The sequence below is a fragment of the Streptomyces sp. NPDC005574 genome (assembly GCF_040605435.1).
In the GTDB taxonomy this organism is placed as follows: domain Bacteria; phylum Actinomycetota; class Actinomycetes; order Streptomycetales; family Streptomycetaceae; genus Streptomyces.
Genome location: NZ_JBEXCW010000002.1, coordinates 151,356 through 176,926 on the forward strand (window position 1 = coordinate 151,356; position 25,571 = coordinate 176,926).

Below are 25,571 nucleotides of genomic sequence, written 5' to 3' on the forward strand. Positions count from 1 at the left end.
ATCTCCGCTTCCCCGCCTCCGCTCGGAGTGCCGCCGTCCGGACGGAAACCGGCCGGCATCCACGCGTACGTCGCGCGGTCCGCTTCGCGCGGTCCACCCGCCGGTCCTTCGGAGGCACCCCCTTGTCCACGCCCGTCGACGACGATCCCCTCGCCCGCGAACGGTCCCATCTCTCCTCCTCCCGGGCGGCCCTGCGCGCCATGCGGGAGGACGTCGAGTCGCTCGACATCCGTGACGTCACCGCGAACTGGGTCAACGCGCAGATCCTGGAACGCCAGATCGGGGAGCGCATCAAGGCACTCGCCGACCTCAGTCACACGCCGCTGTTCTTCGGTCGTCTCGACTACCTGCACGCTCCGGGCGCGGACCGGGCCGAGGGCGCGGAGGGTGAGCGTTTCTACATCGGGCGCCGGCACGTGCACGACGGCGGGGGCGACCCGATGGTGATCGACTGGCGGGCGCCGGTCTCGCAGCCGTTCTACCGGGCCTCCAAGAAGGACCCGATGGACGTGGGGCTGCGCCGCCGCTTCGGCTACACCGGCGGCGACCTGACGGCGTACGAGGACGAGCACCTGTCCGACCCGGCGGAGACGGCCGCCACCAGCAAGCTGCTCCAGCGGGAGATCGAGCGGCCGCGTGTCGGTCCGATGCGGGACATCGTGGCGACGATCCAGCCCGAGCAGGACGAGATCGTCCGCAGCGGGCTGGGCGGGACGGTGTGCGTGCAGGGAGGCCCCGGCACCGGCAAGACGGCCGTCGGTCTGCACCGGGTCGCCTATCTGCTGTACGCGCACCGCGAACGGCTGGCCCGTACCGGCACTCTGGTGATCGGGCCGAACCGGTCCTTCCTGCACTACATCGAGCAGGTGCTGCCCGCCCTGGGCGAGCTGTCGGTGCGGCAGGCCACCGTGGACGACCTGGTGGCCCATGTCGAGGTGCGGGGCACGGACGAGGCGGTCGCCGCGGTCGTGAAGGGCGACGCCCGGATGGCGGAGGTGCTGAAGCGGGCCGTCCGCTCCCACGTGAGCATGCCCACCGAGCCGGTCGTGGTGGTGCGCGGTTCCCGCCGCTGGCGGGTCCCGGCCTACGAACTGGAGGGCATCGTCCGCGAGTTGCTGGAGCGCGACATCCGCTACGGCGCCGCCCGCGAGGCCCTGCCGCAGCGCATCGCGCACGCGGTGCTGGTGCAGATGGAGCGGTCGGGCGAGGCACCGGACGACCGGGTGCAGGACGCCGTGGCCCGCAACGCGGCGGTGAAGGCGGCCGTGCGGGCGATCTGGCCGCCGGTCGACCCGGCGAAGCTGGTGCTGCGGCTGCTGACGGACGCGGACTTCCTCGCCGCGCACTCCGAGGGCCTGCTCGACGAGGACGAACGCAAGACGGTCCTGTGGGCGAAGCCGGTGCGCGGTGTGAAGGCGGCCCGGTGGTCGGCGGCGGACGCGGTGCTGATCGACGAGGCGACGGATCTCGTGCAGCGCACGCACTCACTCGGTCATGTGGTCCTGGACGAGGCGCAGGACCTGTCCCCGATGCAGTACCGGGCGGTGGGCCGGCGCTGCACGACCGGTTCGGCGACCGTGCTCGGCGACCTGGCGCAGGGCACCACGCCGTGGGCGACCCGCAGTTGGGCGGAGGCGCTGGCGCACCTCGGCAAGGCGGACGGGGTCATCGAGGAGCTGACGGCGGGTTTCCGCGTGCCGACGGACGTGATCACGTACGCCTCGCGGCTGCTGCCGCACATCGCGCCGGGGCTGACCCCGGTGGCGTCGGTGCGGGAGAACCCGGGGTTCTTCGAGGTCCGCGAGGTCACCGGTGCCGCCGACGTGGTCGCGGCCTGCGCGGAGTCGCTGCGCCACGAGGGCTCCACCGGTCTGATCGCGGCGGACGCGCGGATCCCGGCGCTGGCCGAGGCGCTCGCGGCGGCGGGCGTCGGCCATCTCGCGCCGGGTGAGGAGACGACGTACGAGACGCGGCTGACGCTGGTCCCGGCCTCGCTGGCGAAGGGCCTGGAGTACGACTACGTGGTCCTGGACGAGCCGCGGGCCGTGGTCGACGGCGAACCCGACGAACGCACCGGCCTGCGCCGCCTGTACGTGGCCCTGACCCGGGCGGTCTCCGGCCTGACCGTCACCCACACGGAGCCGCTCCCCCACCAGCTCACCGGGGACCGGCGGGAACCGCAGGGCGTTTGACCCCGTGCGGGTCCCGGGCTTCCGGGGCCCGCACGCCCTTTCAGGCCCCGTCGAGCGCCTCGCGCCACTGGGTCACCGCGGCGGTCGAGACCGGGTGCCGCCAGCCTCCGGGGCGGGCCGCTCCACCGATGTGGAAGGCGTCGATGCCGGCGGCCAGAAGGGTGGGCACGTGGTCGAGGCGGAGGCCGCCGCCGACGAGGATCCGCTGCTCGTAGCCGGGTTCCCCGCTCCGCGCCGCCTCGGCGGTGAGGGTGGGCAGGCCGGCGTCGACGCCGCTCGCGGAGCCGGCCGTCAGGTAGGTGTCCAGTCCCGGCAGTCCGTCCAGCTGCTTGCGCAGCGCGTCGCGGTCGGCGGCGCGGTCGATGGCCCGGTGGAAGGTCCAGCGGCAGCCGTCGAGGGCGGCGACGACCCGTTCCACGGCCGTGAGGTCGACGCAGCCGCCGGCGTCGAGGAAGCCGAGGACGAACTCCTCGGCCCCGGCGTCGCGCAGTTCGCGGGCGGTGTCCACGAGGCGCCCGGTGTCGCCGGCCGCGAAGCCGTCGGTGGGCCGCAGCATGACGCGCAGCGGGATGTCGACGGCCTCGCTGATACCGGCGAAGGTGCGGGCCGACGGGGTGAGCCCGTCGGCCTCCATGTCGGTGACCAGCTCGAGGCGGTCCGCGCCTCCGGCCTGGGCGGCGACGGCGTCCTCGGCGTCGAGGGCGATCACCTCCAGGACTGCACGCTTGCTCATGGGACCCCATTCTTCGGCGGCTGTCGGCGGGCCGTAGGCGACTACAGGTCTAGTCCAATCTAAGAGTACGCCCCCGGTTCGGTCACGGGGACAATGGCCGTATGGCCGATCTCGATGCCCTGCGCGCCCGCTTCGTCCGTGCCCTGGAAGGGGCCCGTGCCCCCGGCGGCGGACCGGACCCGGTGCCGTACGCCGACGACCTGCTCGCCCGCTGGCAGGAACCGCAGCGCCGCTACCACACGCTCACCCACCTCACGGCCGTCCTCGACCACGTCGACGTCCTGGCCGGGTGGGCGGCCGATCCGGACGTGGTCCGGCTCGCGGCCTGGTTCCACGACGCGGTGTACCGGCCCGACCGCTCCGAGAACGAGGAGCGCTCGGCCAAGCTCGCCGAACGCGCCCTGCCGGAGGCCGGGGTGCCGCGGGCGAGGACGGCCGAGACGGCCCGTCTGGTCCGGCTGACGCTCACCCACGCACCGGCCGACGACGACCGCGACGGGCAGGTGCTGTGCGACGCCGACCTCGCGGTCCTCGCCTCGCCCCCGTCCGCGTACGCCGCCTACACGGCCGCCGTCCGCGAGGAGTACGGCTTCGTCCCGAACGACGCCTTCCGCACGGGCCGGGCCGCGGTCCTGCGCCAACTCCTGGACCTGCCCAGCCTGTTCAGGACGCCCCACGGGAAGGCCGAGTGGGAGGCGACGGCCCGCTACAACCTCCGCTCCGAGCTGGAAATCCTGTCGCCGTGACGGGCCCTGCCGCCTACCCTGCCCGCATGCGATTCATGGGCGGGGATTACGTGGAAGAAGCCGTCACGGGCTGTACGGCCGTGCTGAGTTCGGCGCTGGAGCGGGACTGGGAGCAGGTGCGGGCCGGCGGCCTCGACTGGGACTGCCGGCGGACGGTGGCGCACATCGCGAGCGATCTCCTCGCCTACGCGGGACAACTGGCCGGACGGGCGCAGGACGCCTACGTGCCCTTCGAGATCACCGTCGACGGCAGCGGCCACAGCCTCGACCGCGCCGGCAACACGGGACTGGTCCAGGTGGTCGAGACGACCGGTGCCCTGTTCGCCGCGACCCTGCGCACCACCCCGCGCGAGGTCCGCGCCTTCCATCCGTACCCCTTCGGCAGCGCGGACCGCGAGGGCTTCGCCGCGATGGGCGTGGCCGAGGTGCTGCTGCACACGCACGACCTCGCCACGGGTCTGGGCCTGCCCTACGAGCCGCCCGCCCATCTCGCCGAGGCCGTGCTGACCCGGATCTTCCCGCATGTGCGGCCCGGCCCCGACCACTGGTCCACCCTGCTGTGGGCGACCGGCCGCGGCGAGCTGCCCGGCCGCGCCCGGCTGACCCGGTGGCGCTGGAACAACAACCTGGTCCTGCCGGCCGCCCGCCTCACCCTCCAGGGCGTCACACCCGCGGCCGCCGCCGACCTTCGCGCGGGCGGCGACGGAGGGTTCGAGTGGGTCGAGGACGGCCCCTTCGAGGGCACCCGGGACGCCGCCGGAATGACCGTGAAGGCCTACGAGTCGGGGGTGCACCGGCCGGAGTTCGGGCTGTTCGTGCTGGTGCGGCGCGAGGACGGCCGCGCGGTAGGCGGCATGGGCTTCCACGGCGCCCCGGACGAGGACGGCCGCGCCGAGATCGGCTACGACCTCGCCGAGAGCGTCCGCGGCAACGGCTACGCCACCGAGGCGCTGCGCGCGCTGGCGGACTGGGCACTGGCCCGGGACGACGTACCGTCCCTGTTCGCGACGGTCGACCGGGACAACCCGCCCTCGCAGGCCGTGCTCGGGCGCGCCGGGTTCGTCCGGGTCGGCGGGGACGGCGTCCTGGAGGGCGTCGAGGAGGGCCTGCTGGCCTACGAACTGCGCGGCTGAGCCCGCCCCTTGCGCCGGCGCAGTCCCGCCCCGTACAGCAGCCGCACCACCTCGCGGCTGCCGACCTCGACCGCGCCGGCGCGCACCGCGTCCGCGTACCGGTGCGAGGGCACGTCGTAGTGGTCCCGCTCGAAGGCGCGCCGGGGGATCTCCAGCGAGGCGGCGAAGGCGTGGAGTTCGTCGTAGGAGACGTCGCTGACCAGGTGGGACCACAGGCGTCCGTGGCCGGGCCAGGTGGGCGGGTCGATGTAGAGGGTCACGCGGTCGCCGCCCCGCCCTGCACCTGGCCCAGCGTGCCGACGGCCGCGACCTGCACGCCGGCCTTGTGGCACACCCAGTGCGGGTCGGGGCCGAGTTCCGGCTCGACCTCCAGGGCGTGCGGGTCGCCGGAACCGCAGACCGGGCACAGCGGCCAGCGGCCGTACCGCTCCAGGAGCGCGTCCTGCACGTCCTGCGCGATCAGTCCGGCGACGTACTCCTTGCCCTCCGGCCACTGCTCGACCCACCAGCGCCGTTGGACGACCGACTCCTCGACCATGGACACCACGTCCGCGGCGGCGACCTCACCGGCGGCCAGGTCGGCGAGTACGAGGGCGCGTGCGGCGTGCAACGCCTGCTCCAGGGGGCTGATGGGGTCCATGCCTCCATTGTGCGCACTCTTGACCGCCGACTGGACCGAAAATATCTTTCAGAGGTGACCCGGAACGTGAAGGAAACTTTCGGTGCCGCCTCCGGCGCCGCACCACCCGCGCCCGCCGCCCTCGCCGCCAAGGTGCGCACGCTCGCGCCCTCCATGACCCGCTCCATGCAGCGGGTCGCCGAGGCCGTCGCGAAGGACCCGGCCGGCTGCGCGGCCCTCACGGTCACCGGTCTCGCCGGGCTCACCGGCACCAGCGAGGCCACCGTCGTGCGCACCGCCCGGCTGCTCGGCTACCCCGGCTACCGCGATCTGCGGCTGGCCCTGGCCGGGCTCGCCGCGCAGCAGCAGTCCGGCCGCGCGCCCGCCCTCACCACGGACATCGCGGTGGACGACCCCCTCGCCGACGTGGTGGCGAAACTCGCCTACGACGAGCAGCAGACCCTCGCCGACACCGCCGCCGGACTCGACACCGCCCAGCTCGCCGCGGCGGTCGGCGCGGCGGCGGCCGCACGGCGCATCGACGTGTACGGCGTCGGCGCGTCCGGGCTGGTCGCGCAGGACCTCACGCAGAAACTGCTGCGCATAGGGCTCATAGCCCACGCGCACGGCGATCCGCACCTGGCCGTCACCAACGCGGTGCAGCTGCGCGGCGGCGACGTGGCCATCGCGATCACCCACTCCGGGGCCACCGGCGACGTGATCGAGCCGCTGCGGGTCGCGTTCGAGCACGGCGCGACCACCGTCGCGATCACCGGGCGGCCCGACGGCCCCGTCACGCAGTACGCCGACCACGTGCTGACGACGTCCACCGCGCGGGAGAGCGAACTGCGGCCGGCCGCGATGTCCTCCCGGACCAGTCAACTGCTGGTCGTGGACTGCCTGTTCATCGGGGTGGCGCAGCGGACCTACGACCGGGCCGCGCCGGCGCTGTCCGCGTCCTACGAGGCGCTGGCGCACCGGCACCGGCGATAACCCCTCACTCCAGGTGTCGCGGGTCCCCGGGCAGGTCGACCGTGGCGGGCCGCGCCGCCGCACGCCCGAGCCCGACCTCACACCGTTCCGAGAAAGAGCCGCATCTCCATGACCTCCACGTCCGACCCCCGCGAACTCCGTGCCGCGCTGGAGACCCTGACCACCGAGGCGTTCCGGCCCGAGCTCGCCGGCATCGACCGGCTGCCCACCCTCGACATCGCCCGCCTGATGAACGGCGAGGACACCGCCGTCCCCGCCGCCGTCGCCGCACGGCTGCCGGAGATCGCCGCCGCCATCGACGCCGTGGCCGAGCGGATGGCCCGGGGCGGCCGGCTCGTCTACGCCGGTGCCGGGACCGCCGGCCGGCTCGGCGTGCTGGACGCCTCCGAGTGCCCGCCCACCTTCAACACCGACCCCTCCCAGGTCGTCGGCCTGATCGCGGGCGGCCCCGACGCCATGGTCACCTCCGTCGAGGGCGCGGAGGACTCGGCGGAACTCGCCCGCGCCGACCTCGACGCGCTCGCCCTCACCGCCGCCGACACGGTGGTCGGCGTCTCGGCCTCCGGCCGCACCCCCTACGCCATCGGCGCGGTGGAACACGCGCGCGCCGGAGGCGCGTTGACCATCGGCCTGGCCTGCAACGCGGGCAGCGCGCTCGCGGCGGCCGCCGAGCACGGCATCGAGGTCGTCGTGGGACCCGAGCTGCTCACCGGCTCCACCCGGCTGAAGGCGGGCACGGCTCAGAAGCTGGTCCTCAACATGCTGTCCACGATCACGATGATCCGGCTGGGCAAGACGTACGGGAACCTGATGGTCGACGTGCGCGCCTCCAACGACAAACTGCGGGCCCGCTCCCGCCGGATCGTCGCGCTGGCCACCGGCGCGGACGAGCAGGAGACCGAACGCGCGCTCGCGGCGACGGACGGCGAGGTGAAGAACGCGATCCTGGCGATCCTCGCCGGTGTCGACGGCCCGACGGCCGCCCGCCTTCTGGAGGAGTCGAGCGGCCATCTGCGCGCCGCGCTGGCGGCGGCTCCCCGCTGACCAGCACGCTCGGGGGGTGCACACCTCCAACGACACCGCCGCCGCGCTCCTGCCCCTGGTGGGCGGCGCCGCGAACGTCATCTCCGTCGCCCACTGCATGACCCGCCTGCGCCTGGGCCTGGCCGACCGCTCCCTGGTCGACGAGGAGGCGCTGCGGGCGCTGCCCGGGGTGCTCGGGATCGTGTCCGACGACACCTACCAGATCGTGCTGGGGCCGGGCGTGGTCGCGCGGGTCACACCCGAGTTCGAGGCGCTGGTGGCGGCGGCCGGGACCCGGGCGGACGAGCTCGCCGACCGGGGCCACGCGTTGCGCGAGGCACGCCGGGCCCGCAACGCGACCCCGCTCAAGCTCGCCCTGCGACGCCTGGCGAACATCTTCGTCCCACTGATCCCCGCGCTGATCGGCTGCGGCGTCCTGGCCGGTCTCAACGGCCTGCTCGTCAACCTCGGCCTGCTGCCGGGCCTCACCCCGGCCCTCGCCGCCGTCGCCTCCGCCTTCATGGCCCTGATCGCGGTGTTCGTCGGCCACAACACGGCGAAGGAGTTCGGCGGCACGCCCGTGCTGGGCGGCGCGGTGGCGGCCGTCGTCGTGTATCCGGGCGTGGCGAAGGTGACGGCGTTCGGCGTGGCACTGGCTCCCGGGCAGGGCGGGGTGCTCGGCGCGCTGGCCGCCGCGCTGCTCGGCACCTGCGTGGAGAAGTGGTGCCGCGCCCGCGTCCCGGCGACCCTCGACGTCCTCCTCACCCCGACCCTGACCGTCCTGGTGTCGGGCCTGGTGACGCTGTACGGCCTGATGTACGCGGCCGGCGTGGTCGCCACCGCCATCGGCGCCGCCGCGAACTGGCTGCTCGCCACCACGGGCGCGTTCGCCGGCCTGGTTCTCGGCGGACTGTTCCTGCCCCTGGTGATGCTGGGCCTGCACCAGGCCCTCATCCCCATCCACACCACCCTCATCCAGCAGCAGGGCTACACCGTCCTGCTGCCCGTGCTGGCGATGGCCGGCGCCGGCCAGGTCGGCGCCGCCCTCGCGGTGTACGTCCGGCTGCGCCACGACACCTCGCTGCGCACCACGATCAGATCGGCGCTGCCCGCGGGACTGCTCGGTGTGGGCGAACCGCTGATCTACGGCGTCTCGCTCCCCCTCGGCCGCCCCTTCCTCACCGCCTGCGCGGGCGGCGCGGCCGGCGGCGCGTTCGTCGGCTTCTTCGCGATGCTCGGCGACCGGGTGGGGACCACGGCGATCGGCCCGTCGGGCCTGGCCCTGTTCCCGCTGCTCGCGGGCAACAGGCCCCTGGCGGTGACGGCGGCGATCTACGCGGGCGGCCTGCTCACCGGCTACCTGACGGGATTCCTGATGACGTACGCCTTCGGATTCACCGGCGCCGCGGCCGACCGCCTCGCCCCGGCAGCGGTCCCTCCCCGCTGACCTTCGCGCCCGGAGACCCCCGGCGCCGCCTCCGAGGGCGCGGAACGGTCACCTGGACCGGTCCGGGCGAGGCCGCAGCGGCGGTGAAGGCGTCGTGGCGCCGCGCGGGACAGGGCACCATGGAGGGGAGACGGCGGCCGCCCGCCGACTGCCCGGACCCCGATCGGAGCCGTACCGCATGAACCACGCCCAGCTCACCGCCCTGGGCCGTGCTCTGCGCCTGCTGGGCGAGCACGGGGAGACGCTGACCGGCGACACTCCGGACGCGCGGCTGCACGAGGTCAAGGGGGATCTCAAGCGGGCGCTGGATCTGCTGGAGGAGAGCGTCGCCGGGGCCGCGCCCACCACGCGGTGCCCTGAGCACCCGAACGGGCCGGTCGACGAGAACGCGCACGACCTCTGCCTGCTGTGCGAGACGCGGCGCCGGGCGGCTCGCCGCTCCGAGTTCAACGGTCCGGCGCCGCTCGCCCGGACCGGCGAACGGGCGTCGTCCCGCTACGGCGTCCGCGAGGACCGGCCGCAGCCGCAGCAGCGGTGGCTGCCCGAGCAGTGGAACGGGCAGGCGTGGCAGCTGTGCGGCACCCCGCGCCGCGACCGGCGCGAGGCGGAGCTGTATCTCGCCGCCGCGCGCCGGGGCCCCCGGGCGGCCATGGCCTACCGGCTGGTGCACGAGTTCACCGACTACGAGGTGCTGCGGGTGTGGGGCACCCCGGTGCACGTCGACATCGAGCCCCTCGGCAACCTGTAGGGCCTCCCCTCGGCGGCCCGGGGAGCCGGGTCAGCTCAGGGTCTTCAGGGCCGACGCGTCGTACGGCTTCAGTTCGTCCAGGCGGTCGCCGAGGACCTTCGCCGCCCACTCCGGGTCCTGGAGCAGGGCGCGGCCGACGGCCACCATGTCGAACTCGTCGCGCTCCAGGCGGTCGAGGAGGTCGTCGATGCCCTTGAGCGGGGAGCCCTCGCCCATGAAGCCCTTGATGAAGTCGCCGTCCAGGCCGACCGAGCCGACGGTGATCGCGGGCCGGCCGGTGAGCTTCTTCGTCCAGCCGGCGAGGTTGAGGTCGGAGTCGTCGAACTCGGGCAGCCAGTAGCGGCGGGTGGAGGCGTGGAAGGCGTCGACGCCGGCCGCGGCGAGCGGGGCCAGGATGGCCTCCAGCTCCTCCGGGGTCTCGGCGAGGCGGGCGTCGTAGGCCTCCTGCTTCCACTGGGAGTAGCGGAACAGGACCGGGAAGTCGGGCGAGACGGCCGCGCGGACCGCGGCGACGATCTCCGCCGCGAACTTCGTCCGGGCCACCGGGTCGCCGCCGTAGGCGTCCGTGCGCCGGTTGGTGCCCGCCCAAAGGAACTGGTCAACGAGGTAGCCGTGGGCGCCGTGCAGCTCCACGCCGTCGAAGCCGATGCGCTCGGCGGCCGCGGCGGCCTCGGCGAACGCGCCGATGACGTCGTCCAGGTCGCGCTGGGTCATCGCCTTGCCGGTGCCCTCGGTGCCGTCGACCCGCAGGCCGGAGGGGCCGACCGCGGGAGCCTCGGCGACGGGGGGCTCGCCCTGCTTGCGGACCATGCCGATGTGCCACAGCTGCGGCACGATCCTGCCGCCCGCCGCGTGCACGGCGTCGGCCACCTTCGCCCAGCCCGCGAGCTGGTCCTCGCCGTGGAAGCGCGGGACGCGGTCGCTCTGTCCGGCCGACTCGTGGCCGACGTAGGTGCCCTCGGTGACGATCAGGCCGACCCCGGCGGCCGCGCGACGGGCGTAGTACGACCGCACGTCCTCCCCGGGCACGCCGCCCGGGGAGAACATGCGGGTCATGGGCGCCATCGCGATGCGGTTCGGGACGGTCAGGCCGTTGATGGACAGCGGCCGGGAGAGGAGCTGGGCGGCGCGGGAGGCGGCGGGCGTGGTGGCGGTCACGTGGAGGGCTCCTGAGGGTGCGTACGACAGACGGATGGGAGAAACCGGACGGTATGTGCACATGCATTGAGTCCGCGTCAACCACAACCGCCCGGCCGCGATCCTCATTCCGCGGCCCCCGGCCGCGGGCCTGTGATCCCGGACACGACCGGTCCCGTGCCCGACCGGTCCCGGACACGACCGAGGGCGGCACCCCCTGTCTCCAGGGGGTGCCGCCCTCGGTACGAGCGGACCGGGTCCGAGCCGTCAGGCTCAGAAGTCCATGTCACCGCCCGGCATGCCGCCGCCGGCCGGCGCGGCGGACTTCTCCGGCTTGTCGGCGATGACGGCCTCGGTGGTGAGGAACAGCGCGGCGATGGACGCGGCGTTCTGCAGGGCGGAACGCGTGACCTTCGCCGGGTCGATGATGCCTTCGGCGATCATGTCGACGTACTCACCGGTCGCGGCGTTCAGGCCGTGACCGACGGGCAGGTTGCGCACCTTCTCGACGATGACGCCACCCTCGAGACCACCGTTGACGGCGATCTGCTTGAGCGGGGCCTCCAGCGCGAGCCGCACGGCGTTGGCGCCGGTCGCCTCGTCACCAGTGAGCTCCAGCTTCTCGAAGACCGAGGAAGCCTGGATGAGCGCCACGCCACCACCGGCGACGATGCCCTCCTCGACGGCCGCCTTCGCGTTGCGAACGGCGTCCTCGATGCGGTGCTTGCGCTCCTTGAGCTCGACCTCGGTGGCGGCACCGGCCTTGATGACGGCCACGCCGCCGGCCAGCTTCGCCAGACGCTCCTGGAGCTTCTCGCGGTCGTAGTCCGAGTCGGAGTTCTCGATCTCGGCGCGGATCTGGTTGACCCGGCCCTGGACCTGGTCGGCCGAGCCGGCGCCGTCCACGATCGTGGTCTCGTCCTTGGTGATGACGACCTTGCGAGCGCGGCCCAGAAGGTCCACGGACGCGTTCTCCAGCTTGAGGCCGACCTCCTCGGAGATGACCTCGCCGCCCGTGAGGATGGCGATGTCGCCGAGCATGGCCTTGCGGCGGTCACCGAAGCCCGGGGCCTTGACGGCGACGGACTTGAAGGTGCCACGGATCTTGTTGACGACCAGCGTCGACAGGGCCTCGCCCTCGACGTCCTCGGCGATGATCAGCAGCGGCTTGCCCGACTGCATGACCTTCTCCAGGAGCGGGAGCAGGTCCTTGACGGCACCGATCTTGGAGTTGGCGATCAGGATGTACGGGTCGTCGAGCGACGCCTCCATCCGCTCCATGTCGGTGGCGAAGTACGCCGAGATGTAGCCCTTGTCGAAGCGCATACCCTCGGTGAGTTCCAGTTCCAGACCGAAGGTCTGGGACTCCTCGACGGTGATGACGCCTTCCTTGCCGACCTTGTCCATCGCCTCGGCGATGAGCTCGCCGATCTGGGTGTCGGCGGCGGAGATGGAGGCCGTGGAGGCGATCTGCTCCTTGGTCTCGACATCCTTGGCCTGCTCGAGCAGGGCACCGGAGACGGCCTCGACGGCCTTCTCGATACCGCGCTTGAGGGCCATCGGGTTGGCGCCGGCGGCTACGTTGCGCAGACCCTCGCGCACCAGCGCCTGGGCGAGCACGGTCGCCGTGGTCGTACCGTCGCCGGCGACGTCGTCCGTCTTCTTGGCGACTTCCTTGACCAGCTCGGCGCCGATCTTCTCGAACGGGTCCTCGAGCTCGATCTCCTTGGCGATGGAAACACCATCGTTGGTGATCGTGGGCGCGCCCCACTTCTTCTCGAGGACGACGTTACGGCCCTTGGGGCCGAGGGTGACCTTGACGGCGTCGGCGAGCTGGTTCATCCCGCGCTCGAGACCGCGCCGTGCCTCCTCGTCGAACGCGATGATCTTGGCCATGTGAAGTGGTCCTCCCGGACAGGGGGTGGATTTCTCCGGACCGCGCTGGCGCCCGCGACGGACGGCTCGCCGACCCTGTGGTTCCTTGCCCCACCTGGCCTGCGGGCCTCACCGACCCGATCCTCGTTGTCACTCTCACCTGCAGAGTGCTAACGCCAATGATTAGCACTCGCCCATGCCGAGTGCAAGCGCCTGCCCGGGATCGAGGGGGCGCTCCGCGGGGCGCGAACGGCGCGCGATCGGCGTGCGAGCGGGTCCCGGACACGCCGAAGGGCTCGTAACCCATGACTCCCCATGGGATACGAGCCCTCCGAAGAAGAACAGAAGAACGACGCTGTCAGTCGGCGCGTGCTTCAGCCGGTCGCCAGTCGGACCATGTCCGCCTGCGGCCCCTTCTGGCCCTGCGAGATCTCGAAATCGACTCGCTGACCCTCTTCCAGGGTGCGGTAGCCGTCCATCTGAATCGCGCTGTAGTGGACGAAAACATCCGCACCACCGTCGACCGCGATGAAGCCGTACCCCTTCTCCGCGTTGAACCACTTGACGGTGCCCTGAGCCATGCCTAACTCCCCTATTACTGGCCCTTGCGCGGACCCGCACTTCGCGGATCCGGGTCAGACCTCACCCCCCCACATGGACGGGGGCGTGCGCCGGAACGCGTCGACCGCGGCCGAATGTATCTGCCCAACTGCCCTCTGCAACAGGTCAATCGGACGAGAATTCCAGGCATGACCGGTCGGGAATGTACGGAGAATTCGCCCGAACTCAGGGCAAGTCGGGCTCCACAAAAGGAGTGAATGGCGCAAAATACCCGCACACTTTGGCCATTTATCGTCGCACGCGGAGCCTGAACTCATATGCGTCCGTCATGCGGAAGACCGCGGGTTCCCCAACTGTACCGCGCTCAACCATACAGAATTGCCCCCTCCGCTTCTCTCGCGGAGGGGGCAATCACATGAACTCCTGGTGATCGGCATTACCGAGGGTAATGATCGGCCTCGGTCAGCCGCCGGCCACGGCCGGGATGATCGACACGCCGGCGCCGTCGGGGGTGGCCGTCTCCAGCCCCTGCTCAAAACGCACGTCGTCGTCGTTCACGTACACGTTGACGAAACGGCGCAGCTTTCCCTGGTCGTCCAGGACCCGGGCGGCGATACCGGTGTGGTTCTTCTCCAGGTCCGTGATGACCTCGCCGAGGGTCCCGCCCTCGGCCGTCACCTCGGCCTTGCCGCCGGTGTAGGTGCGCAGGATGGTGGGGATGCGGACGTTGACGCTCATACGGTGTGACCTCCGGTCGGATGGAACCCTGAAGGGGGCGCGGGGCCCCGTGGGTGTGCGGCTCCGCCGCGTGGCGCGGCCGGCCCCGGCGCCCGCGCGGACGGGCGACGGGCGGGCGGCGCGGGTGACGGACGACGACTAGCCGAGACCGGCGTCCCGGAACGACTCCAGACTGGGGCGGATGGTCGCCGTCAGTCCCGTGTCCGCCACCGCGTCCAGCGTCTTGAGGCCGTCACCCGTGTTGAGCACGACCGTCGTGAGGGTCGGGTCCAGCAGACCGCTCTCGATGAGCTTCTTCGTGACGCCGACCGTCACGCCGCCGGCGGTCTCGGCGAAGATGCCCTCGGTCCGGGCGAGCAACCGGATGGCGTCCACGATCTGCTCGTCGTTCACGTCCTCCACGGCGCCGCCCGTGCGGCGCGCGATGTCCAGGACGTACGGCCCGTCGGCCGGGTTGCCGATGGCCAGCGACTTGGCGATGGTGTCCGGCTTCTGCGGCCGGACGACGTCGTGGCCCGCCTTGTAGGCCACCGACACCGGGGAACAGCCCTCCGCCTGCGCACCGAAGATCTTGTACGGCCTGCCCTCGACCAGCCCGAGCCCGATCAGCTCCTGAAGACCCTTGTCGATCTTCGTGAGCTGGGAGCCGGAGGCGATCGGCACCACGAGCTGGTCGGGCAGCTGCCACCCGAGCTGCTCGCAGATCTCGTACGCCAGCGTCTTGGAGCCCTCGGCGTAGTACGGCCGCAGGTTGACGTTGACGAAGCCCCAGCCCTCGCCGGCCGGGTCACCGATCAGCTCGGAGCAGAAGCGGTTCACGTCGTCGTAGTTGCCCTCGATGCCGACGAGCTCGCCGCCGTACACCGCGGCCATGACGACCTTGCCCTGCTCCAGGTCGTGCGGGATGAACACGCAGGAGCGGAAACCGGCCCGGGCGGCGGCGGCGCCGACCGCGCCGGCCAGGTTGCCGGTGGAGGAGCAGGACAGGGTGGTGAATCCGAAGGCGCGGGCGGCCTCGATGGCCTGCGCGACGACACGGTCCTTGAAGGAGTGCGTCGGGTTGCCGGAGTCGTCCTTGACGAACAGCCTGCCGGCGTCGACGCCCAGCTCGCGGGCCAGGTTGTCGGCCCGCACGAGCTTGGTCCAGCCGGGGTTGATGTTGGGCTTGTCCGCCACGTCGGCCGGGACGGGCAGCAGCGGCGCGTACCGCCAGATGTTCGCCGGTCCCGCCTCGATGCGCTTGCGGAGTTCCTCGGTGTCGTAGGCCGAGAAGTCGTAGGCGATCTCGAGCGGGCCGAAACACTCCTCGCAGGCGAAGACCGGGCCGAGGGGCACGCGGTGGCCGCATTCGCGGCAGGAGAGCGCGGCAGCGGGGCCGAGGTCTACGGAGTCGGTGGTGCTTGCAACGGTCTGCACAGCCATGGAGGCGAGGCCCTTTCCTCATCTTCCTCACGACGCGTTTCGCCATGAGACGGATTTGGCACCTTCCCTAGCCGGGAGCCTCGCGTGATGATCAACAGTGATCCACGAGACCGGCTGGAGGGTTGCCGGGGCTTCAACGGGCCGTATCCCTCTGCCCCTCTGGATGAGCGGTATGTAGTTGTACGCGCAACGACCCCCGACATGCGATGGTCATCAGCGTTGTTCAAGACTGTAACCGAAGGCCAGGACAGTTGAGAGAGTCGTCCGCACCGCGAGATGGATCACAGCTGATCCACTTCTCGCCGACAGAACGCAGAGGAGCCGCGCACCGTGCTGGAAGAAGTCGAGCGCTGGCTGAGCACCCGCTCCTGGTCCATGACCAGTCGCCCGCTGCACAAGATCCTGGCCGCGAAACGCATGACGGGCCAGACGGTCTCCGTCGTGCTGCCCGCGCTCAACGAGGAGGAGACGGTCGGTGACATCGTCGCCGTGATCCGTCACGACCTCATGCATCAGGTCCCGCTCGTCGACGAGATAGTCGTCGTCGACTCGGGGTCGACCGACCGCACCTCCGAGGTGGCCGCCGCGGCCGGCGCCCGGGTCGTCCACCGCGACGACATCCTGCCGCACATCCCGCCCGTGCCGGGCAAGGGCGAGGTCCTGTGGCGCTCGCTCCTGGTGACCGGCGGGGACATCGTCTGCTTCATCGACGCGGACCTGAAGGAGTTCTCCTCCGACTTCGTCTCCGGGATCGTGGGGCCGCTGCTCACCGATCCCGGCGTCGACCTCGTCAAGGCGATGTACGACCGCCCGCTCGGCGGCCGGGCCGGCCAGGGCGGCCGGGTCACCGAGCTGATGGCCCGCCCGCTGCTGAACATGCACTGGCCCCAGCTGGCCGGTTTCGTGCAGCCGCTCGGCGGCGAGTACGCGGCCCGCCGCTCCCTCCTGGAACAGCTCCCGTTCCCGGTCGGCTACGGCGTGGAGCTGGGCATGCTGGTCGACGCGCTGCACCTGGTCGGCCTCGACGCCCTGGCCCAGGTCGACGTCGGGGTGCGCAAGCACCGCCACCAGGACGGCCAGGCGCTGGGCCGGATGGCCGCCGCGATCTACCGCACGGCCCAGCTGCGGCTGGCCCGCGGCCACCTGATCCGCCCCTCCCTCACCCAGTTCGAACGGGGCGAGGACGGATTCGAGCCGCGCACGTACTCCGTGGACACCGAGGAACGGCCGCCCATGGTGGAGATCGCCGAGTACGCCACCCGCAAGGTGGCCTGACCGGGCCGGGTCCGGGGGCCGTGCGCGCACCGGGCCGGTCCGGGCGCGGCCCCGGACCCCGCCGCCGTACGTCGGACCGCACGTTTGAGCGTTTACGGGCCGGGCTAGGTTGAGGCGTATGGCTTCCACCCGCGCTGCTCAGGGCGCCCAGGTACTCGTCGCGTCCAACCGCGGCCCGGTCTCCTACGACGTGCGTGAGGACGGCTCGCTGCACGCCAGGCGTGGCGGCGGCGGGCTCGTCTCCGGCCTGTCCGCGATCGGGCCCGACGCCGGCGCCCTGTGGGTGTGCTCCGCCCTCGGCGACGGCGACCGCGAGGCGGTCCGGCGCGGGGTCGGCGAGGACGGCGTACGGATGCTGGACATCCCCGCCGACGTGCACGCCGACGCCTACAACGGCATCGCCAACTCGGTGCTCTGGTTCGTCCACCACATGCTGTACCAGACCCCGCTGGAGCCCGTCTTCGGCGCGGAGTTCCGCCGCCAGTGGGCGTCGTACGAGACCTACAACCGGGCCTTCGCCGAGGCGCTGGCGCAGGAGGCGGCCGAGGGCGCGGCGGTCCTCGTGCAGGACTACCACCTGTGCCTGGTGCCGGGCATGCTCCGCGAACTCCGCCCCGACCTGCGGATCGCACACTTCTCGCACACGCCGTGGGCGCCGGACGCCTACTTCCGCATCCTGCCCGACGACATCCGGGCCCAGCTGGTGCGGGGCCTGCTCGGCGCCGACCAGCTCGGCTTCCTCACCTGGCGCTGGGCGACCGCCTTCGCCGAGTGCGCGCAGGCCCTCGACGACGGCATCGGGCGGGAGTGGCCGCAGCAGGGGCCGCGGACGCTCACGCACGGCGGCGGGGCGTCCGGGCGCCGGACCCGGATCGGGGTGCACGGCCTCGGCGCCGACGCCGAGTTCCTGCGCGCCCGCGCCCACGAGACGGACGTCGAGGAGCGGATCACGGCGCTGCGCGGCGAGATCGGCACGGCCCCGGACGGCAGCCCGCGCAGGACCATCGTGCGGGTGGACCGCACCGAGCTGTCGAAGAACATCGTGCGGGGCCTGCTGGCGTACCGGCAGCTGCTCGACGACCACCCCGAGTGGCGCGAACGGGTGACGCACGTGGCGTTCGCCTACCCCTCGCGGCAGGACCTCGCCGTCTACCGGGACTACACGGCCGAGGTGCAGCGGGTGGCCGAGGAGATCAACTCCCGCTACGGCACGCCCGGCTGGACCCCGGTCGTGCTGCACGTCAAGGACGACTTCGCGCGGTCCCTGGCCGCCTACCGGCTCGCCGACGTGGCTCTGGTCAACCCCATCCGGGACGGCATGAACCTGGTGGCGAAGGAGGTACCGCTCGTCTCCGACGAGGGGTGCGCGCTGGTGCTGTCCCGGGAGGCGGGGGCGTACGAGGAGCTGGGCGAGGACGCGATCGTCGTCAACCCCTACGACGTGAGCCAGACGGCGCGGGCGCTGCACACCGCGCTCCGCATGCCGCAGGGCGAGCGCGGTGAGCGCGCGAAGCGGCTCGCCGCGGCCGCCACCGCGCTCCCGCCGGCCCAGTGGTTCCTGGAGCAGCTGACCGCGCTGCGGGAGATTCAGCCCAGCTGAGCGGCGAGCCCGGCGAGCAGTGCCACGACGCCCGCCGGGCCGTCGACCACCAGGTCCGCCCGCTCCCGCAGTTCGGCCACCTCGTCGCTGCCGCTGCACACCAGCAGCCCCGGGGTGCCGTCGGAGCGGAGCTTGTCGACGGCCGTGAAGGCGGGCAGGTCACCGAGGTCGTCGCCGGCGTACAGGACCGAGGCCGCGCCGGTGTCGCGGACGTGGTCGAGCAGCGCCACGCCCTTGTCCATGCCCGGCGGCCGCAGTTCGAGGACCAGACGGCCGGGTTCGACGATGAGGCCGTGCCGGGCGGCCAGGTCGCCCAGAGGGGCGCGCAGGGCGTCGAAGGTGGCCTGGGGGTCGGCGGCTCGGCGGGTGTGCACGGCCACCGCCCGGCCCTTCTCCTCCACCCAGGTGCCCTGGCCGGCCCCGGCCGCGTCGAGCAGCCCGGGCAGTTCGGCGCGGACGGCGGCGACCCCCGGGTGCGGGGGCGGGGCGGTGACGGTGCCGGTGACGGCGTCCCAGCGCTCGGCGCCGTAGTGGCCGAGGACGACGAGGTGTTCGAGGCCGGGGACACCGGCGAAGCCGCCGTGCCGGACGGCGACCTCGGCCGGGCGGCCGGTGACCACCGCCACCGAGGCGACCTTCGGCGCGAGCCGGGCCAGCGCGGGTACGGCGTCCGGGTGGGCGCGGGCCTGCTCGGGGTCGGCGACGATCGGCGCGAGCGTGCCGTCGAAGTCGAGGGCGATCACCGCCCGGCCGGGCCGCGCCAGCAGGCCGGCGAGCCCGTCCCGCCCCTGCCGGGTCGAGGGCTCGGGGAGGCGGAGGGGCTCTGCGGGGTCCGTGGAGTCGTTGTGGCTACCCATGCCTGGACCCTATCCACGAGTCACCGACGACACGCTCCTGGATTCTCCGGACCTCCTCCGGACCTGTTCTCATGACCGGTCCCGAGCGGCCCGGGGCCGGGTCGGAGCCGGCCCGTGACGGGCCTGGGGCGGCCCGGGTCCGGGCGGGGCCGGCCCGTGCCCGGCCTCGGGTCAGGGCGCCGGACGGGGCGGCTCCGGAACGGCCCGCGGCCGAGCCGCGGCCGGAGCGCCGGGCGGCTCAGCGTTCGACCCGGCGCGCCTCTCGGATTCGGCGCGCCGTGACCGGAGCGGGGCGGGGCCGGCCCGTGACTGGCCCCGCCGCGGGCCAGCGGCCGGGGCGCAGGCCGGGGCGGCCCGGTGCCGAGTGGCGGCCGTAGCGCTGGGCGGCTCAGCGCTCGGACGGGCTCCAGAGCGGCCCGCGGCCGGAACACCGGGCGGGGCGGCTCCGGGGCAGCCCGGTTACCGAGCGGCGGCCGTAGCGCCGGGCGGCTCAGCGTTCGGCCCGGCTCCGCAGCGGCCCGCGGCCGAGCCTCGGCCGGAGCGCCGGGCGGTTCAGCGTTCGGCGCGGCGCGCCTCTCGGACCCGGCGCAGGCGGTTGACCGTCACCGGGTCGTGGGCCAGCGCGCGCGGGTCGTCCAGCAGGGCGTTGAGCAGCTGGTAGTAGCGCACCGGCGCCAGTCCCAGTTCCTCGCGTATCGCGCGCTCCTTCGCGCCGGGGCCGGGAAACCCGCGGCGCTCCAGCGCGAGGACGTCCTGTTCGCGGCGGCCGAGCTGCTCCTGGTCCATGTTCCGCACGGTAGTCCCCGCCACCGACAGCACGCCGGGGCTACTCGGCGTTCTGCGCGGTCGACGCCGTCGTCTGGAGCCGGCTCAGTATCGAGGCGGGGTCGCCGCCGGGGGCGACCGCCTGGCCGATCTCCTTCTTCACGTCCGCGCTGACGTCGGCCCAGGAGGTCTTGCCGACCGGCGGGAGTTCGGAGAGCGGCAGTTCGGTGAGGAACGGCTTGAGGTCCGCGTCCCGCTTCGCCCCGCCCATGACCTCGGACGCGGAGTTGGTGACCGGCAGCAGGTCGTACTCACGGGAGAAGGCGAGCACGTTCTTCTTGCTGTAGACGAAGTCGAGGAAGTCACCGACCTGTTCGGCGTGGCCGTTCTTCTTGAACGCCATCATCCAGTCGGCGACGCCCATCGCCACCTTGCTCTGCGCCTGGGCGCCCGGCATCGGCACCATGCCGAACTTCACGCCCTTCGCGGCGGCGCTCTTCATCAGCGAGGGGTGCCCGTTGAGCATCCCCACCTGGCCGTCGGCGAAGGCCGCGAACGCGGTGGCGCGGTTCAGCTTCCCGGGCGCGACCGGCCCGGTCAGGCCCTTGCCGACCAGGTCGTCCTTGAGCCAGGTGAAGGTGTCGATGTTCTGCGTCGAGTCGATCTGGTAGGTGCCGAGCTGGTCGGTGTAGCCGCCTCCGCCGCTGAGCATCCACTGCATCGACTCGGCCTGCGCCTCCTCCGGGCCCAGAGGCAGCGCGTACGGGTACTTCACGCCGTCCGCCTTGAGCGCCGCCGCGTCACTCGCGAGCTCGCCCCACGTCTTCGGCGGGGTGATGCCGGCCCTCGCGAAGAGGGTCTTGTTGTAGAACATCAGGCGCGTGGAGGACGCGAACGGCATGCCGTACTGCACGTTGTTGACCTGGCCCGCGCTCGCCAGCTGGGAGACGAGGTCGGCCTGCGTGGTGATGGAGAGCAGGTCGTCGGCCGTGTAGAGCAGGCCCTTGGCCGCGTAGTCGGCGTAGGCGCCGATCTGTGCCATGTCCGGGGGCCGGCCCGCGTCGGCCATCTCCTCGACCTTGCGGTCCACGTCGTTCCACGAGTACACGCTGACGTCGACCTTCACGTCCGGGTGGCCGGCCTCGTACTCCGCGACGAGCTTCGCCCAGTACTTCCCGGACCCGTTCGCCGCGCTGTCGCCGTAGTCCGCCGCGACCAGCCTGAGGGTGACCTCGCCGGAGCCGCCGGAGAGTCCGCAGCCGCCGAGGACCGCGGTCATGCCCAGCGCGGACACCGCCGCGATCGTTCCCGTCCTTCGCCGTTGCACTTCGCTCGCCCCAACCCTGCCGAAAGTTTTCAGGAACTCGACCATAAGGTCTACACCACGTAGTGGACTAGACCTCTTACGGGTCCACACGCCACACTGTCACCCGTGAGACATGTCATCGCCCTCGACGTGGGCGGCACCGGAATGAAGGCCGCCCTCGCGGACGCGAGCGCCGCGCCCTCCGGCGGCCCGGCCGGGCGCCCCGCGCTGCTGCACCAGGCCCGCCGCGCCACCGGACGCGAGCGCGGACCGGACGCGGTGGTCGAGGCGATCCTCGAATTCGCCGCCGAACTGCGCGCCTACGGCGTCGAGCACTTCGGCGAACCCGCGGCCGCCGCCGGCCTCGCCGTGCCCGGCATCGTCGACGCGGAGAAGGGCGTCGCCGCCTACTCGGCCAACCTCGGCTGGCGGGACGTACCCCTGCGCGACCTGCTCTCCGAGCGGCTCGGCGGCATACCGGTCGCCCTCGGCCACGACGTGCGCACCGGCGGACTCGCCGAGGGCCGCGTCGGCGCCGGCCGGGGCGCCGACCGCTACCTGTTCGTGGCGCTGGGCACCGGCATCGCCGGCGCCATCGGCATCGGCGGACAGGTCGAGGCGGGCGCCCACGGCTTCGCGGGCGAGATCGGCCACATCGTCGTACGCCCCGGCGGCGCCCCCTGTCCCTGCGGGCAGCACGGCTGTCTGGAGCGGTACGCCTCCGCGGCGGCGGTCAGCGAGGCGTGGTCGGCGGCCTCCGAAGACCCCGCGGCGGACGCGGCGGGCTGCGCCGAGGCCGCCCGGTCCGGGAACCCGCGGGCGCGGGCGGTCTGGCAGGACGCCGTCGACGCGCTGGCCGACGGACTCGTCACCGCGCTCACCCTGCTGGACCCGCGCACGCTCATCATCGGTGGCGGCCTCGCCGAGGCGGGGGAAACCTTGTTCACACCGCTGCGGGACGCCGTCCGGCGGCGGGTCACCTTCCAGAAACTGCCGGCCCTCGTCCCCGCGGCACTCGGCGACACGGCCGGCTGCCTCGGCGCCGGACTGCTCGCCCGGGACCTGCTGACCGTCACGTCCACTCCTACGACGCCGGAGGTAACAACCTGATGGCCACCCCACCAGGGGCGCGGGGAACTGCGCGACCAGCCACGCCCCACCCGCGGCCCGCGGACGGCGCCACCCGGCGGGTGCTCACCGGCGCCCGCGTGGTGCTGCCCACCGGCGTCGTGGACGACGGCCGGATCACCGTCGACGGCGGACGCATCGCCCCCGACGCCCCGCAGGCCGACGCCGGCGCGGACATCATCGACGTCAGCGGCCACTGGCTGGTCCCCGGCTTCGTCGACATCCACAACCACGGCGGCGGCGGCACGTCGTTCTCCGGCCCCGCCGAGGACGTCCTCACCGCGGTCCGCGCCCACCGTCTGCACGGCACCACCACCCTGGTCGCCTCCACCGTCACCGACGACATGGACTTCCTGACCCGGCAGGCCGGGCTCCTGTCCGAGCTCGCCGAGCAGGGCGACATCGCCGGCATCCACTTCGAGGGACCGTTCATCTCGCCGTGCCGCAAGGGCGCGCACTCCGAGCGGCTGCTGCGCGACCCGGACCCGGCGGAGGTCCGCAAGCTGATCGAGGCGGCGCGCGGGCAGGCCAGGATGGTCACCCTCGCCACCGAACTCCCCGGCGGCCTCGACTCCGTACGGCTGCTCGCCGAGCACGGCGTGATCGCGGCCGTCGGGCACACGGACGCCACGTACGAGCAGACGGTGGAGGCCATCGACGCGGGCGCGACGGTCGCGACGCACCTGTTCAACGCGATGCCCCAGATCGGCCACCGCGCCCCGGGCCCGATCGCTGCCCTCCTGGAGGACGAGCGCGTCACCGTCGAGCTCATCAACGACGGCACACACCTGCACCCCGCCTCCCTCCAGCTGGCGTTCCATCACGCGGGCGCCGCACGGGTCGCGTTCATCACCGACGCCATGGACGCGGCCGGCGCCGGCGACGGCCGCTACCAGCTCGGCCCGCTGGAGGTCGAGGTCAGCGAGGGCGTGGCCCGCCTGGTGGAGGGCGGCTCCATCGCGGGCTCCACCCTCACCCTGGACCGCGCCTTCCAGCGGGCGGTGACGGTCGACGGGCTGGCCGTCGAGGACGTGGTGGCCGCCCTGTCCGCCAACCCGGCCCGCCTGCTGGGGAGATACGACACGGTGGGTTCCCTGGAACCCGGCAAGGACGCCGACCTGGTCCTGCTGGACGCCGGCTTCAACCTGCGGGGCGTGATGCGCCGCGGCGCGTGGGTGGTCGATCCCCAACTGGCCTGATCCGTACGCGAACCGGGAGACGGTGGCCGATCCGGGGGCTGGGAGCAGCGCCGTCTCTTTGGCATGATCGAGCCTCGGACAGGCACGCGCACGCACCGTCGGGGGAGGTCGCCCAGGTGATCCTCACGGTCACGCTGAACACCGCCCTCGACCTCACCTACCGCGTGCCGGCCCTGCTGCCCCACGCCTCCCACCGGGTGTCCGAGGTCACCGAACGCCCGGGCGGCAAGGGCCTGAACGTGGCCCGCGTCCTGGCGGCCCTCGGGCACGAGGTGACGGCGACCGGGTTCGCGGGCGGTGCCACCGGGCGCGCGGTGCGCGAGCGGCTCGCCGCCGTGCCGGGGGTGGTGGACGCGCTCCTGCCGGTCGCCGGTGCGACCCGGCGCACGGTCGCCGTCGTGGACGAGCGCAGCGGCGACACCACCCAGCTCAACGAACCCGGCCCGTCGGTCGGTCCGGCCGAATGGGCCGCCTTCCAGAGGGCGTACGGCGAACTCGTCGCGTCCGCCTCGGCGGTGGCCCTGTGCGGCAGCCTGCCGCCGGGGGTGCCGGTGGGGGCGTACGCCGGACTGATACGGGTGGCGAGGGCGGCGGGCGTCCCCGTGCTGCTGGACACCGGCGGCGAACCGCTGCGCCGCGGGGTGGCCGCGCGCCCCGACATCGTGAAGCCGAACGCGGAGGAACTCGCCGAACTGACCGGCTCACACGAGCCGTTGCAGGCCACCCGGGACGCCCGGCGACGCGGCGCCCACGCCGTCGTCGCCTCCCTGGGCCCCGACGGGCTGCTCGCGGTGACCCCGGAGGGCCGCTGGCGCGCCGCCCCGCCGGCCCGGGTCCGGGGCAATCCGACGGGCGCCGGCGACTCCGCGGTCGCCGGCCTGCTGTCGGGCCTGGCGGACCACCTGCCCTGGCCGGACCGCCTGGCCCGCGCGGTCGCTCTGTCCACTGCGACGGTCCTGGCACCGGTGGCGGGCGAGTTCAGCCGGACGACCTACGAGAACCTGCTGCCCCGGACAAGGGTGACGAGCGAGGCCGGCGCGGCGTGACCGGCCGGACAGCTCCTAGGAGTCGACCCAGCCGCTGACGAGCCACATCTGGTCGAGCAGCGCGTCGCACTGGTTGCCGTTCTCGCAGGACACCTTGATCGTGTTGGTGCCCTTGTTGAGCTGGATGTAGTTGTAGGTCTTCGTCCAGCCCTTCTCGTAGTCGCCCTCGCCGGCCTTCGCGTAGTTCTTCAGGCCGACCGGCGAGTCGGAGGCCGTGCCGTTGATCGTGAGGGTCGCGGTGGCGTCCTTGCCGGGGACGCTGTAGCCGGTGTAGAGGCTGTACTTGCCGCCCTTGGGGATCCCGCTGACGTTCCAGGTGACCGAGGCTCCGGTGGTGTTGAAGCCGGTCACGTAGACGCCGCCGTCGGCCTTGGCGCCCTTGACGTCGGACGCGGTCGCGGCGCCGCCACCGAGCAGCAGCGCCTTCGCGTCGATGGTCGGCAGGTTCTCCTCGCTGGCCTCGCTGTTGCTGTTCGACGGGCTCGGCTGGCTGCTCTGCGAGGTGGACGGGGCGGTGGACGCCTGGCCCTCGTTCTTCTTGCCGCCGCCGGAGTCGCCGTTCGCCATGGCCACCACGATGCCGATGACGACCGCCGCCACCACCGCGATCGCGCCGATCAGCAGGCCCTTGGTGTTGGGGCCGCGGCCTCGGCCGCCGCCGTGCGACGACTGCTGCGGGGACGTGGGCGCGCCGCCGCCGGGGAACGTCTCGGGCGCGGCGTAGTGGGCGGCCTGCTGGCCGTGCGGGCCCTGCTGCTGCGGCACGGTGGGCTGGCCGTACTGCGCGGTGGTCGCCTGCTGGCCGTACTGCCGCTGGCCGACGGCGCGCACCCGGTTGACGGAGTTCGGGTAGCCGTAGCCTCCGCCGGACGGCGGCTGCGCCCCGTTGGCCTGTCCGTCGGCGTAGAGGTAGCCGAACGGGTCGTCGTCCTCGGGCGGGGTCGCGCCGTTGTTGCCGGACGTCATCCCTTGGTACTCCTCAAACAGGTGCGGGTCGGTCGCGATACGTGTGGTCAGAATGGCGAGCC

General features: G+C 73.0%; 24 protein-coding genes and 1 riboswitch. Of the genes, 12 read left to right on the top strand and 12 right to left on the bottom strand.

Annotated elements, in window-relative coordinates; genetic code table 11:
* The first annotated feature begins 200 nt into the window (after positions 1-200).
* Positions 201-2,192, top strand: a complete 1,992-nt coding sequence (locus tag ABZT03_RS02355; RefSeq protein WP_356032617.1) for a UvrD-helicase domain-containing protein — start codon at positions 201-203, stop codon at positions 2,190-2,192.
* A 40-nt stretch (positions 2,193-2,232) separates the two neighbouring features.
* Here ABZT03_RS02355 and ABZT03_RS02360 read toward each other — a convergent pair whose 3' ends face one another.
* The gene (locus tag ABZT03_RS02360; RefSeq protein ID WP_356032343.1) at positions 2,233-2,925 is read right to left on the bottom strand and encodes a copper homeostasis protein CutC; all 693 of its coding nucleotides are present in this window, start codon (positions 2,923-2,925) and stop codon (positions 2,233-2,235) included.
* Positions 2,926-3,026: 101 nt separating this feature from the next.
* Between ABZT03_RS02360 and ABZT03_RS02365 the strand changes: the two genes are divergently transcribed.
* Both ABZT03_RS02365 and ABZT03_RS02370 read left to right on the top strand, forming a co-directional pair.
* Complete coding sequence (locus ABZT03_RS02365; protein ID WP_356032345.1) at positions 3,027-3,671, top strand: hypothetical protein; 645 nt, start codon at positions 3,027-3,029, stop codon at positions 3,669-3,671.
* A 26-nt stretch (positions 3,672-3,697) separates the two neighbouring features.
* On the top strand, positions 3,698-4,804 hold the full coding sequence (locus ABZT03_RS02370) for a GNAT family N-acetyltransferase (RefSeq protein WP_356032347.1): 1,107 nt from the start codon (positions 3,698-3,700) through the stop codon (positions 4,802-4,804).
* On the opposite strand, the gene ABZT03_RS02375 is transcribed toward ABZT03_RS02370, so the two are convergent.
* Both ABZT03_RS02375 and ABZT03_RS02380 read right to left on the bottom strand, forming a co-directional pair.
* Positions 4,786-5,064, bottom strand: a complete 279-nt coding sequence (locus ABZT03_RS02375) for a DUF4031 domain-containing protein (protein WP_356032350.1) — start codon at positions 5,062-5,064, stop codon at positions 4,786-4,788. The two genes, ABZT03_RS02370 and ABZT03_RS02375, sit on opposite strands and share 19 nt — an antisense overlap.
* Complete coding sequence (locus ABZT03_RS02380; RefSeq protein ID WP_356032352.1) at positions 5,061-5,444, bottom strand: hypothetical protein; 384 nt, start codon at positions 5,442-5,444, stop codon at positions 5,061-5,063. Before ABZT03_RS02380 ends, ABZT03_RS02375 begins: the two co-directional genes overlap by 4 nt.
* 54 nt (positions 5,445-5,498) lie before the next feature.
* Between ABZT03_RS02380 and ABZT03_RS02385 the strand changes: the two genes are divergently transcribed.
* The 4 genes from ABZT03_RS02385 to ABZT03_RS02400 all read left to right on the top strand — a co-directional run bounded on the left by ABZT03_RS02385 (position 5,499) and on the right by ABZT03_RS02400 (position 9,634).
* Positions 5,499-6,416: a MurR/RpiR family transcriptional regulator gene (locus ABZT03_RS02385; protein ID WP_356032354.1), complete on the top strand. Its 918-nt coding sequence runs from the start codon at positions 5,499-5,501 to the stop codon at positions 6,414-6,416.
* A gap of 108 nt (positions 6,417-6,524) precedes the next feature.
* Entirely contained in the window at positions 6,525-7,460 is a 936-nt protein-coding gene (gene murQ, locus ABZT03_RS02390) for an N-acetylmuramic acid 6-phosphate etherase (protein ID WP_356032356.1), read from the top strand.
* 16 nt (positions 7,461-7,476) lie between these two features.
* Positions 7,477-8,886, top strand: a complete 1,410-nt coding sequence (locus ABZT03_RS02395; protein WP_356032358.1) for a PTS transporter subunit EIIC — start codon at positions 7,477-7,479, stop codon at positions 8,884-8,886.
* Between the two features lie 178 nt (positions 8,887-9,064).
* A complete protein-coding gene (locus ABZT03_RS02400; RefSeq protein ID WP_356032360.1) occupies positions 9,065-9,634 on the top strand; it encodes a hypothetical protein in 570 nt (189 codons plus the stop codon).
* A 30-nt stretch (positions 9,635-9,664) separates the two neighbouring features.
* On the opposite strand, the gene ABZT03_RS02405 is transcribed toward ABZT03_RS02400, so the two are convergent.
* The 5 genes from ABZT03_RS02405 to thrC all read right to left on the bottom strand — a co-directional run bounded on the left by ABZT03_RS02405 (position 9,665) and on the right by thrC (position 15,367).
* Entirely contained in the window at positions 9,665-10,792 is a 1,128-nt protein-coding gene (locus ABZT03_RS02405; RefSeq protein WP_356032362.1) for an NADH:flavin oxidoreductase, read from the bottom strand.
* 252 nt (positions 10,793-11,044) lie between these two features.
* Positions 11,045-12,667, bottom strand: coding sequence for a chaperonin GroEL (gene groL / locus ABZT03_RS02410; protein WP_356032364.1), 1,623 nt, complete (start codon positions 12,665-12,667; stop codon positions 11,045-11,047).
* Positions 12,668-13,020: 353 nt separating this feature from the next.
* The gene (locus ABZT03_RS02415; protein ID WP_007493268.1) at positions 13,021-13,227 is read right to left on the bottom strand and encodes a cold-shock protein; all 207 of its coding nucleotides are present in this window, start codon (positions 13,225-13,227) and stop codon (positions 13,021-13,023) included.
* A 442-nt stretch (positions 13,228-13,669) separates the two neighbouring features.
* On the bottom strand, positions 13,670-13,945 hold the full coding sequence (locus ABZT03_RS02420; RefSeq protein ID WP_356032366.1) for a MoaD/ThiS family protein: 276 nt from the start codon (positions 13,943-13,945) through the stop codon (positions 13,670-13,672).
* Positions 13,946-14,083: 138 nt separating this feature from the next.
* A complete protein-coding gene (gene thrC / locus ABZT03_RS02425; protein ID WP_356032368.1) occupies positions 14,084-15,367 on the bottom strand; it encodes a threonine synthase in 1,284 nt (427 codons plus the stop codon).
* A 15-nt stretch (positions 15,368-15,382) separates the two neighbouring features.
* Positions 15,383-15,537: riboswitch (SAM riboswitch) on the bottom strand.
* A gap of 160 nt (positions 15,538-15,697) precedes the next feature.
* Here thrC and ABZT03_RS02430 point away from each other — a divergent pair.
* The gene (locus ABZT03_RS02430; RefSeq protein ID WP_356032370.1) at positions 15,698-16,642 is read left to right on the top strand and encodes a glucosyl-3-phosphoglycerate synthase; all 945 of its coding nucleotides are present in this window, start codon (positions 15,698-15,700) and stop codon (positions 16,640-16,642) included.
* A gap of 118 nt (positions 16,643-16,760) precedes the next feature.
* A complete protein-coding gene (locus ABZT03_RS02435; RefSeq protein WP_356032372.1) occupies positions 16,761-18,242 on the top strand; it encodes a trehalose-6-phosphate synthase in 1,482 nt (493 codons plus the stop codon).
* Here ABZT03_RS02435 and otsB read toward each other — a convergent pair.
* The 3 genes from otsB to ABZT03_RS02450 all read right to left on the bottom strand — a co-directional run bounded on the left by otsB (position 18,230) and on the right by ABZT03_RS02450 (position 21,143).
* Positions 18,230-19,099, bottom strand: coding sequence for a trehalose-phosphatase (gene otsB / locus ABZT03_RS02440; RefSeq protein ID WP_356032374.1), 870 nt, complete (start codon positions 19,097-19,099; stop codon positions 18,230-18,232). The two genes, ABZT03_RS02435 and otsB, sit on opposite strands and share 13 nt — an antisense overlap.
* A 552-nt stretch (positions 19,100-19,651) precedes the next feature.
* A complete protein-coding gene (locus ABZT03_RS02445; RefSeq protein ID WP_356032376.1) occupies positions 19,652-19,885 on the bottom strand; it encodes a DUF3263 domain-containing protein in 234 nt (77 codons plus the stop codon).
* A gap of 40 nt (positions 19,886-19,925) precedes the next feature.
* Complete coding sequence (locus ABZT03_RS02450; RefSeq protein ID WP_356032619.1) at positions 19,926-21,143, bottom strand: extracellular solute-binding protein; 1,218 nt, start codon at positions 21,141-21,143, stop codon at positions 19,926-19,928.
* A gap of 153 nt (positions 21,144-21,296) precedes the next feature.
* Here ABZT03_RS02450 and ABZT03_RS02455 point away from each other — a divergent pair, with 153 nt between their 5' ends.
* From ABZT03_RS02455 to ABZT03_RS02465, 3 genes are all read left to right on the top strand, one after another.
* A complete protein-coding gene (locus tag ABZT03_RS02455) occupies positions 21,297-22,280 on the top strand; it encodes an ROK family protein (protein WP_356032378.1) in 984 nt (327 codons plus the stop codon).
* A complete protein-coding gene (nagA, locus tag ABZT03_RS02460) occupies positions 22,280-23,497 on the top strand; it encodes an N-acetylglucosamine-6-phosphate deacetylase (protein WP_356032380.1) in 1,218 nt (405 codons plus the stop codon). The genes ABZT03_RS02455 and nagA overlap by 1 nt, the downstream gene beginning before the upstream one ends.
* A 116-nt stretch (positions 23,498-23,613) precedes the next feature.
* The gene (locus tag ABZT03_RS02465) at positions 23,614-24,543 is read left to right on the top strand and encodes a 1-phosphofructokinase family hexose kinase (RefSeq protein WP_356032382.1); all 930 of its coding nucleotides are present in this window, start codon (positions 23,614-23,616) and stop codon (positions 24,541-24,543) included.
* Positions 24,544-24,558: 15 nt separating this feature from the next.
* On the opposite strand, the gene ABZT03_RS02470 is transcribed toward ABZT03_RS02465, so the two are convergent.
* A complete protein-coding gene (locus tag ABZT03_RS02470; protein WP_356032385.1) occupies positions 24,559-25,509 on the bottom strand; it encodes a CBM35 domain-containing protein in 951 nt (316 codons plus the stop codon).
* Between the last annotated feature and the right edge of the window lie 62 nt (positions 25,510-25,571).

Bases quoted from the DNA above. Each gene is read 5' to 3' on its own strand.
- ABZT03_RS02415 (WP_007493268.1), bottom strand. From the start codon at position 13,227: ATGGCTCAGGGCACCGTCAAGTGGTTCAACGCGGAGAAGGGGTACGGC.
- murQ (WP_356032356.1), top strand. From the start codon at position 6,525: ATGACCTCCACGTCCGACCCCCGCGAACTCCGTGCCGCGCTGGAGACC.
- groL (WP_356032364.1), bottom strand. From the start codon at position 12,667: ATGGCCAAGATCATCGCGTTCGACGAGGAGGCACGGCGCGGTCTCGAG.
- ABZT03_RS02365 (WP_356032345.1), top strand. From the start codon at position 3,027: ATGGCCGATCTCGATGCCCTGCGCGCCCGCTTCGTCCGTGCCCTGGAA.
- ABZT03_RS02400 (WP_356032360.1), top strand. From the start codon at position 9,065: ATGAACCACGCCCAGCTCACCGCCCTGGGCCGTGCTCTGCGCCTGCTG.
- ABZT03_RS02370 (WP_356032347.1), top strand. From the start codon at position 3,698: ATGCGATTCATGGGCGGGGATTACGTGGAAGAAGCCGTCACGGGCTGT.
- nagA (WP_356032380.1), top strand. From the start codon at position 22,280: ATGGCCACCCCACCAGGGGCGCGGGGAACTGCGCGACCAGCCACGCCC.
- ABZT03_RS02420 (WP_356032366.1), bottom strand. From the start codon at position 13,945: ATGAGCGTCAACGTCCGCATCCCCACCATCCTGCGCACCTACACCGGC.
- otsB (WP_356032374.1), bottom strand. From the start codon at position 19,099: ATGGGTAGCCACAACGACTCCACGGACCCCGCAGAGCCCCTCCGCCTC.
- ABZT03_RS02450 (WP_356032619.1), bottom strand. From the start codon at position 21,143: ATGACCGCGGTCCTCGGCGGCTGCGGACTCTCCGGCGGCTCCGGCGAG.
- ABZT03_RS02445 (WP_356032376.1), bottom strand. From the start codon at position 19,885: ATGGACCAGGAGCAGCTCGGCCGCCGCGAACAGGACGTCCTCGCGCTG.
- ABZT03_RS02470 (WP_356032385.1), bottom strand. From the start codon at position 25,509: ATGACGTCCGGCAACAACGGCGCGACCCCGCCCGAGGACGACGACCCG.
- ABZT03_RS02380 (WP_356032352.1), bottom strand. From the start codon at position 5,444: ATGGACCCCATCAGCCCCCTGGAGCAGGCGTTGCACGCCGCACGCGCC.
- ABZT03_RS02360 (WP_356032343.1), bottom strand. From the start codon at position 2,925: ATGAGCAAGCGTGCAGTCCTGGAGGTGATCGCCCTCGACGCCGAGGAC.
- ABZT03_RS02435 (WP_356032372.1), top strand. From the start codon at position 16,761: ATGGCTTCCACCCGCGCTGCTCAGGGCGCCCAGGTACTCGTCGCGTCC.
- ABZT03_RS02355 (WP_356032617.1), top strand. From the start codon at position 201: ATGCGGGAGGACGTCGAGTCGCTCGACATCCGTGACGTCACCGCGAAC.
- thrC (WP_356032368.1), bottom strand. From the start codon at position 15,367: ATGGCTGTGCAGACCGTTGCAAGCACCACCGACTCCGTAGACCTCGGC.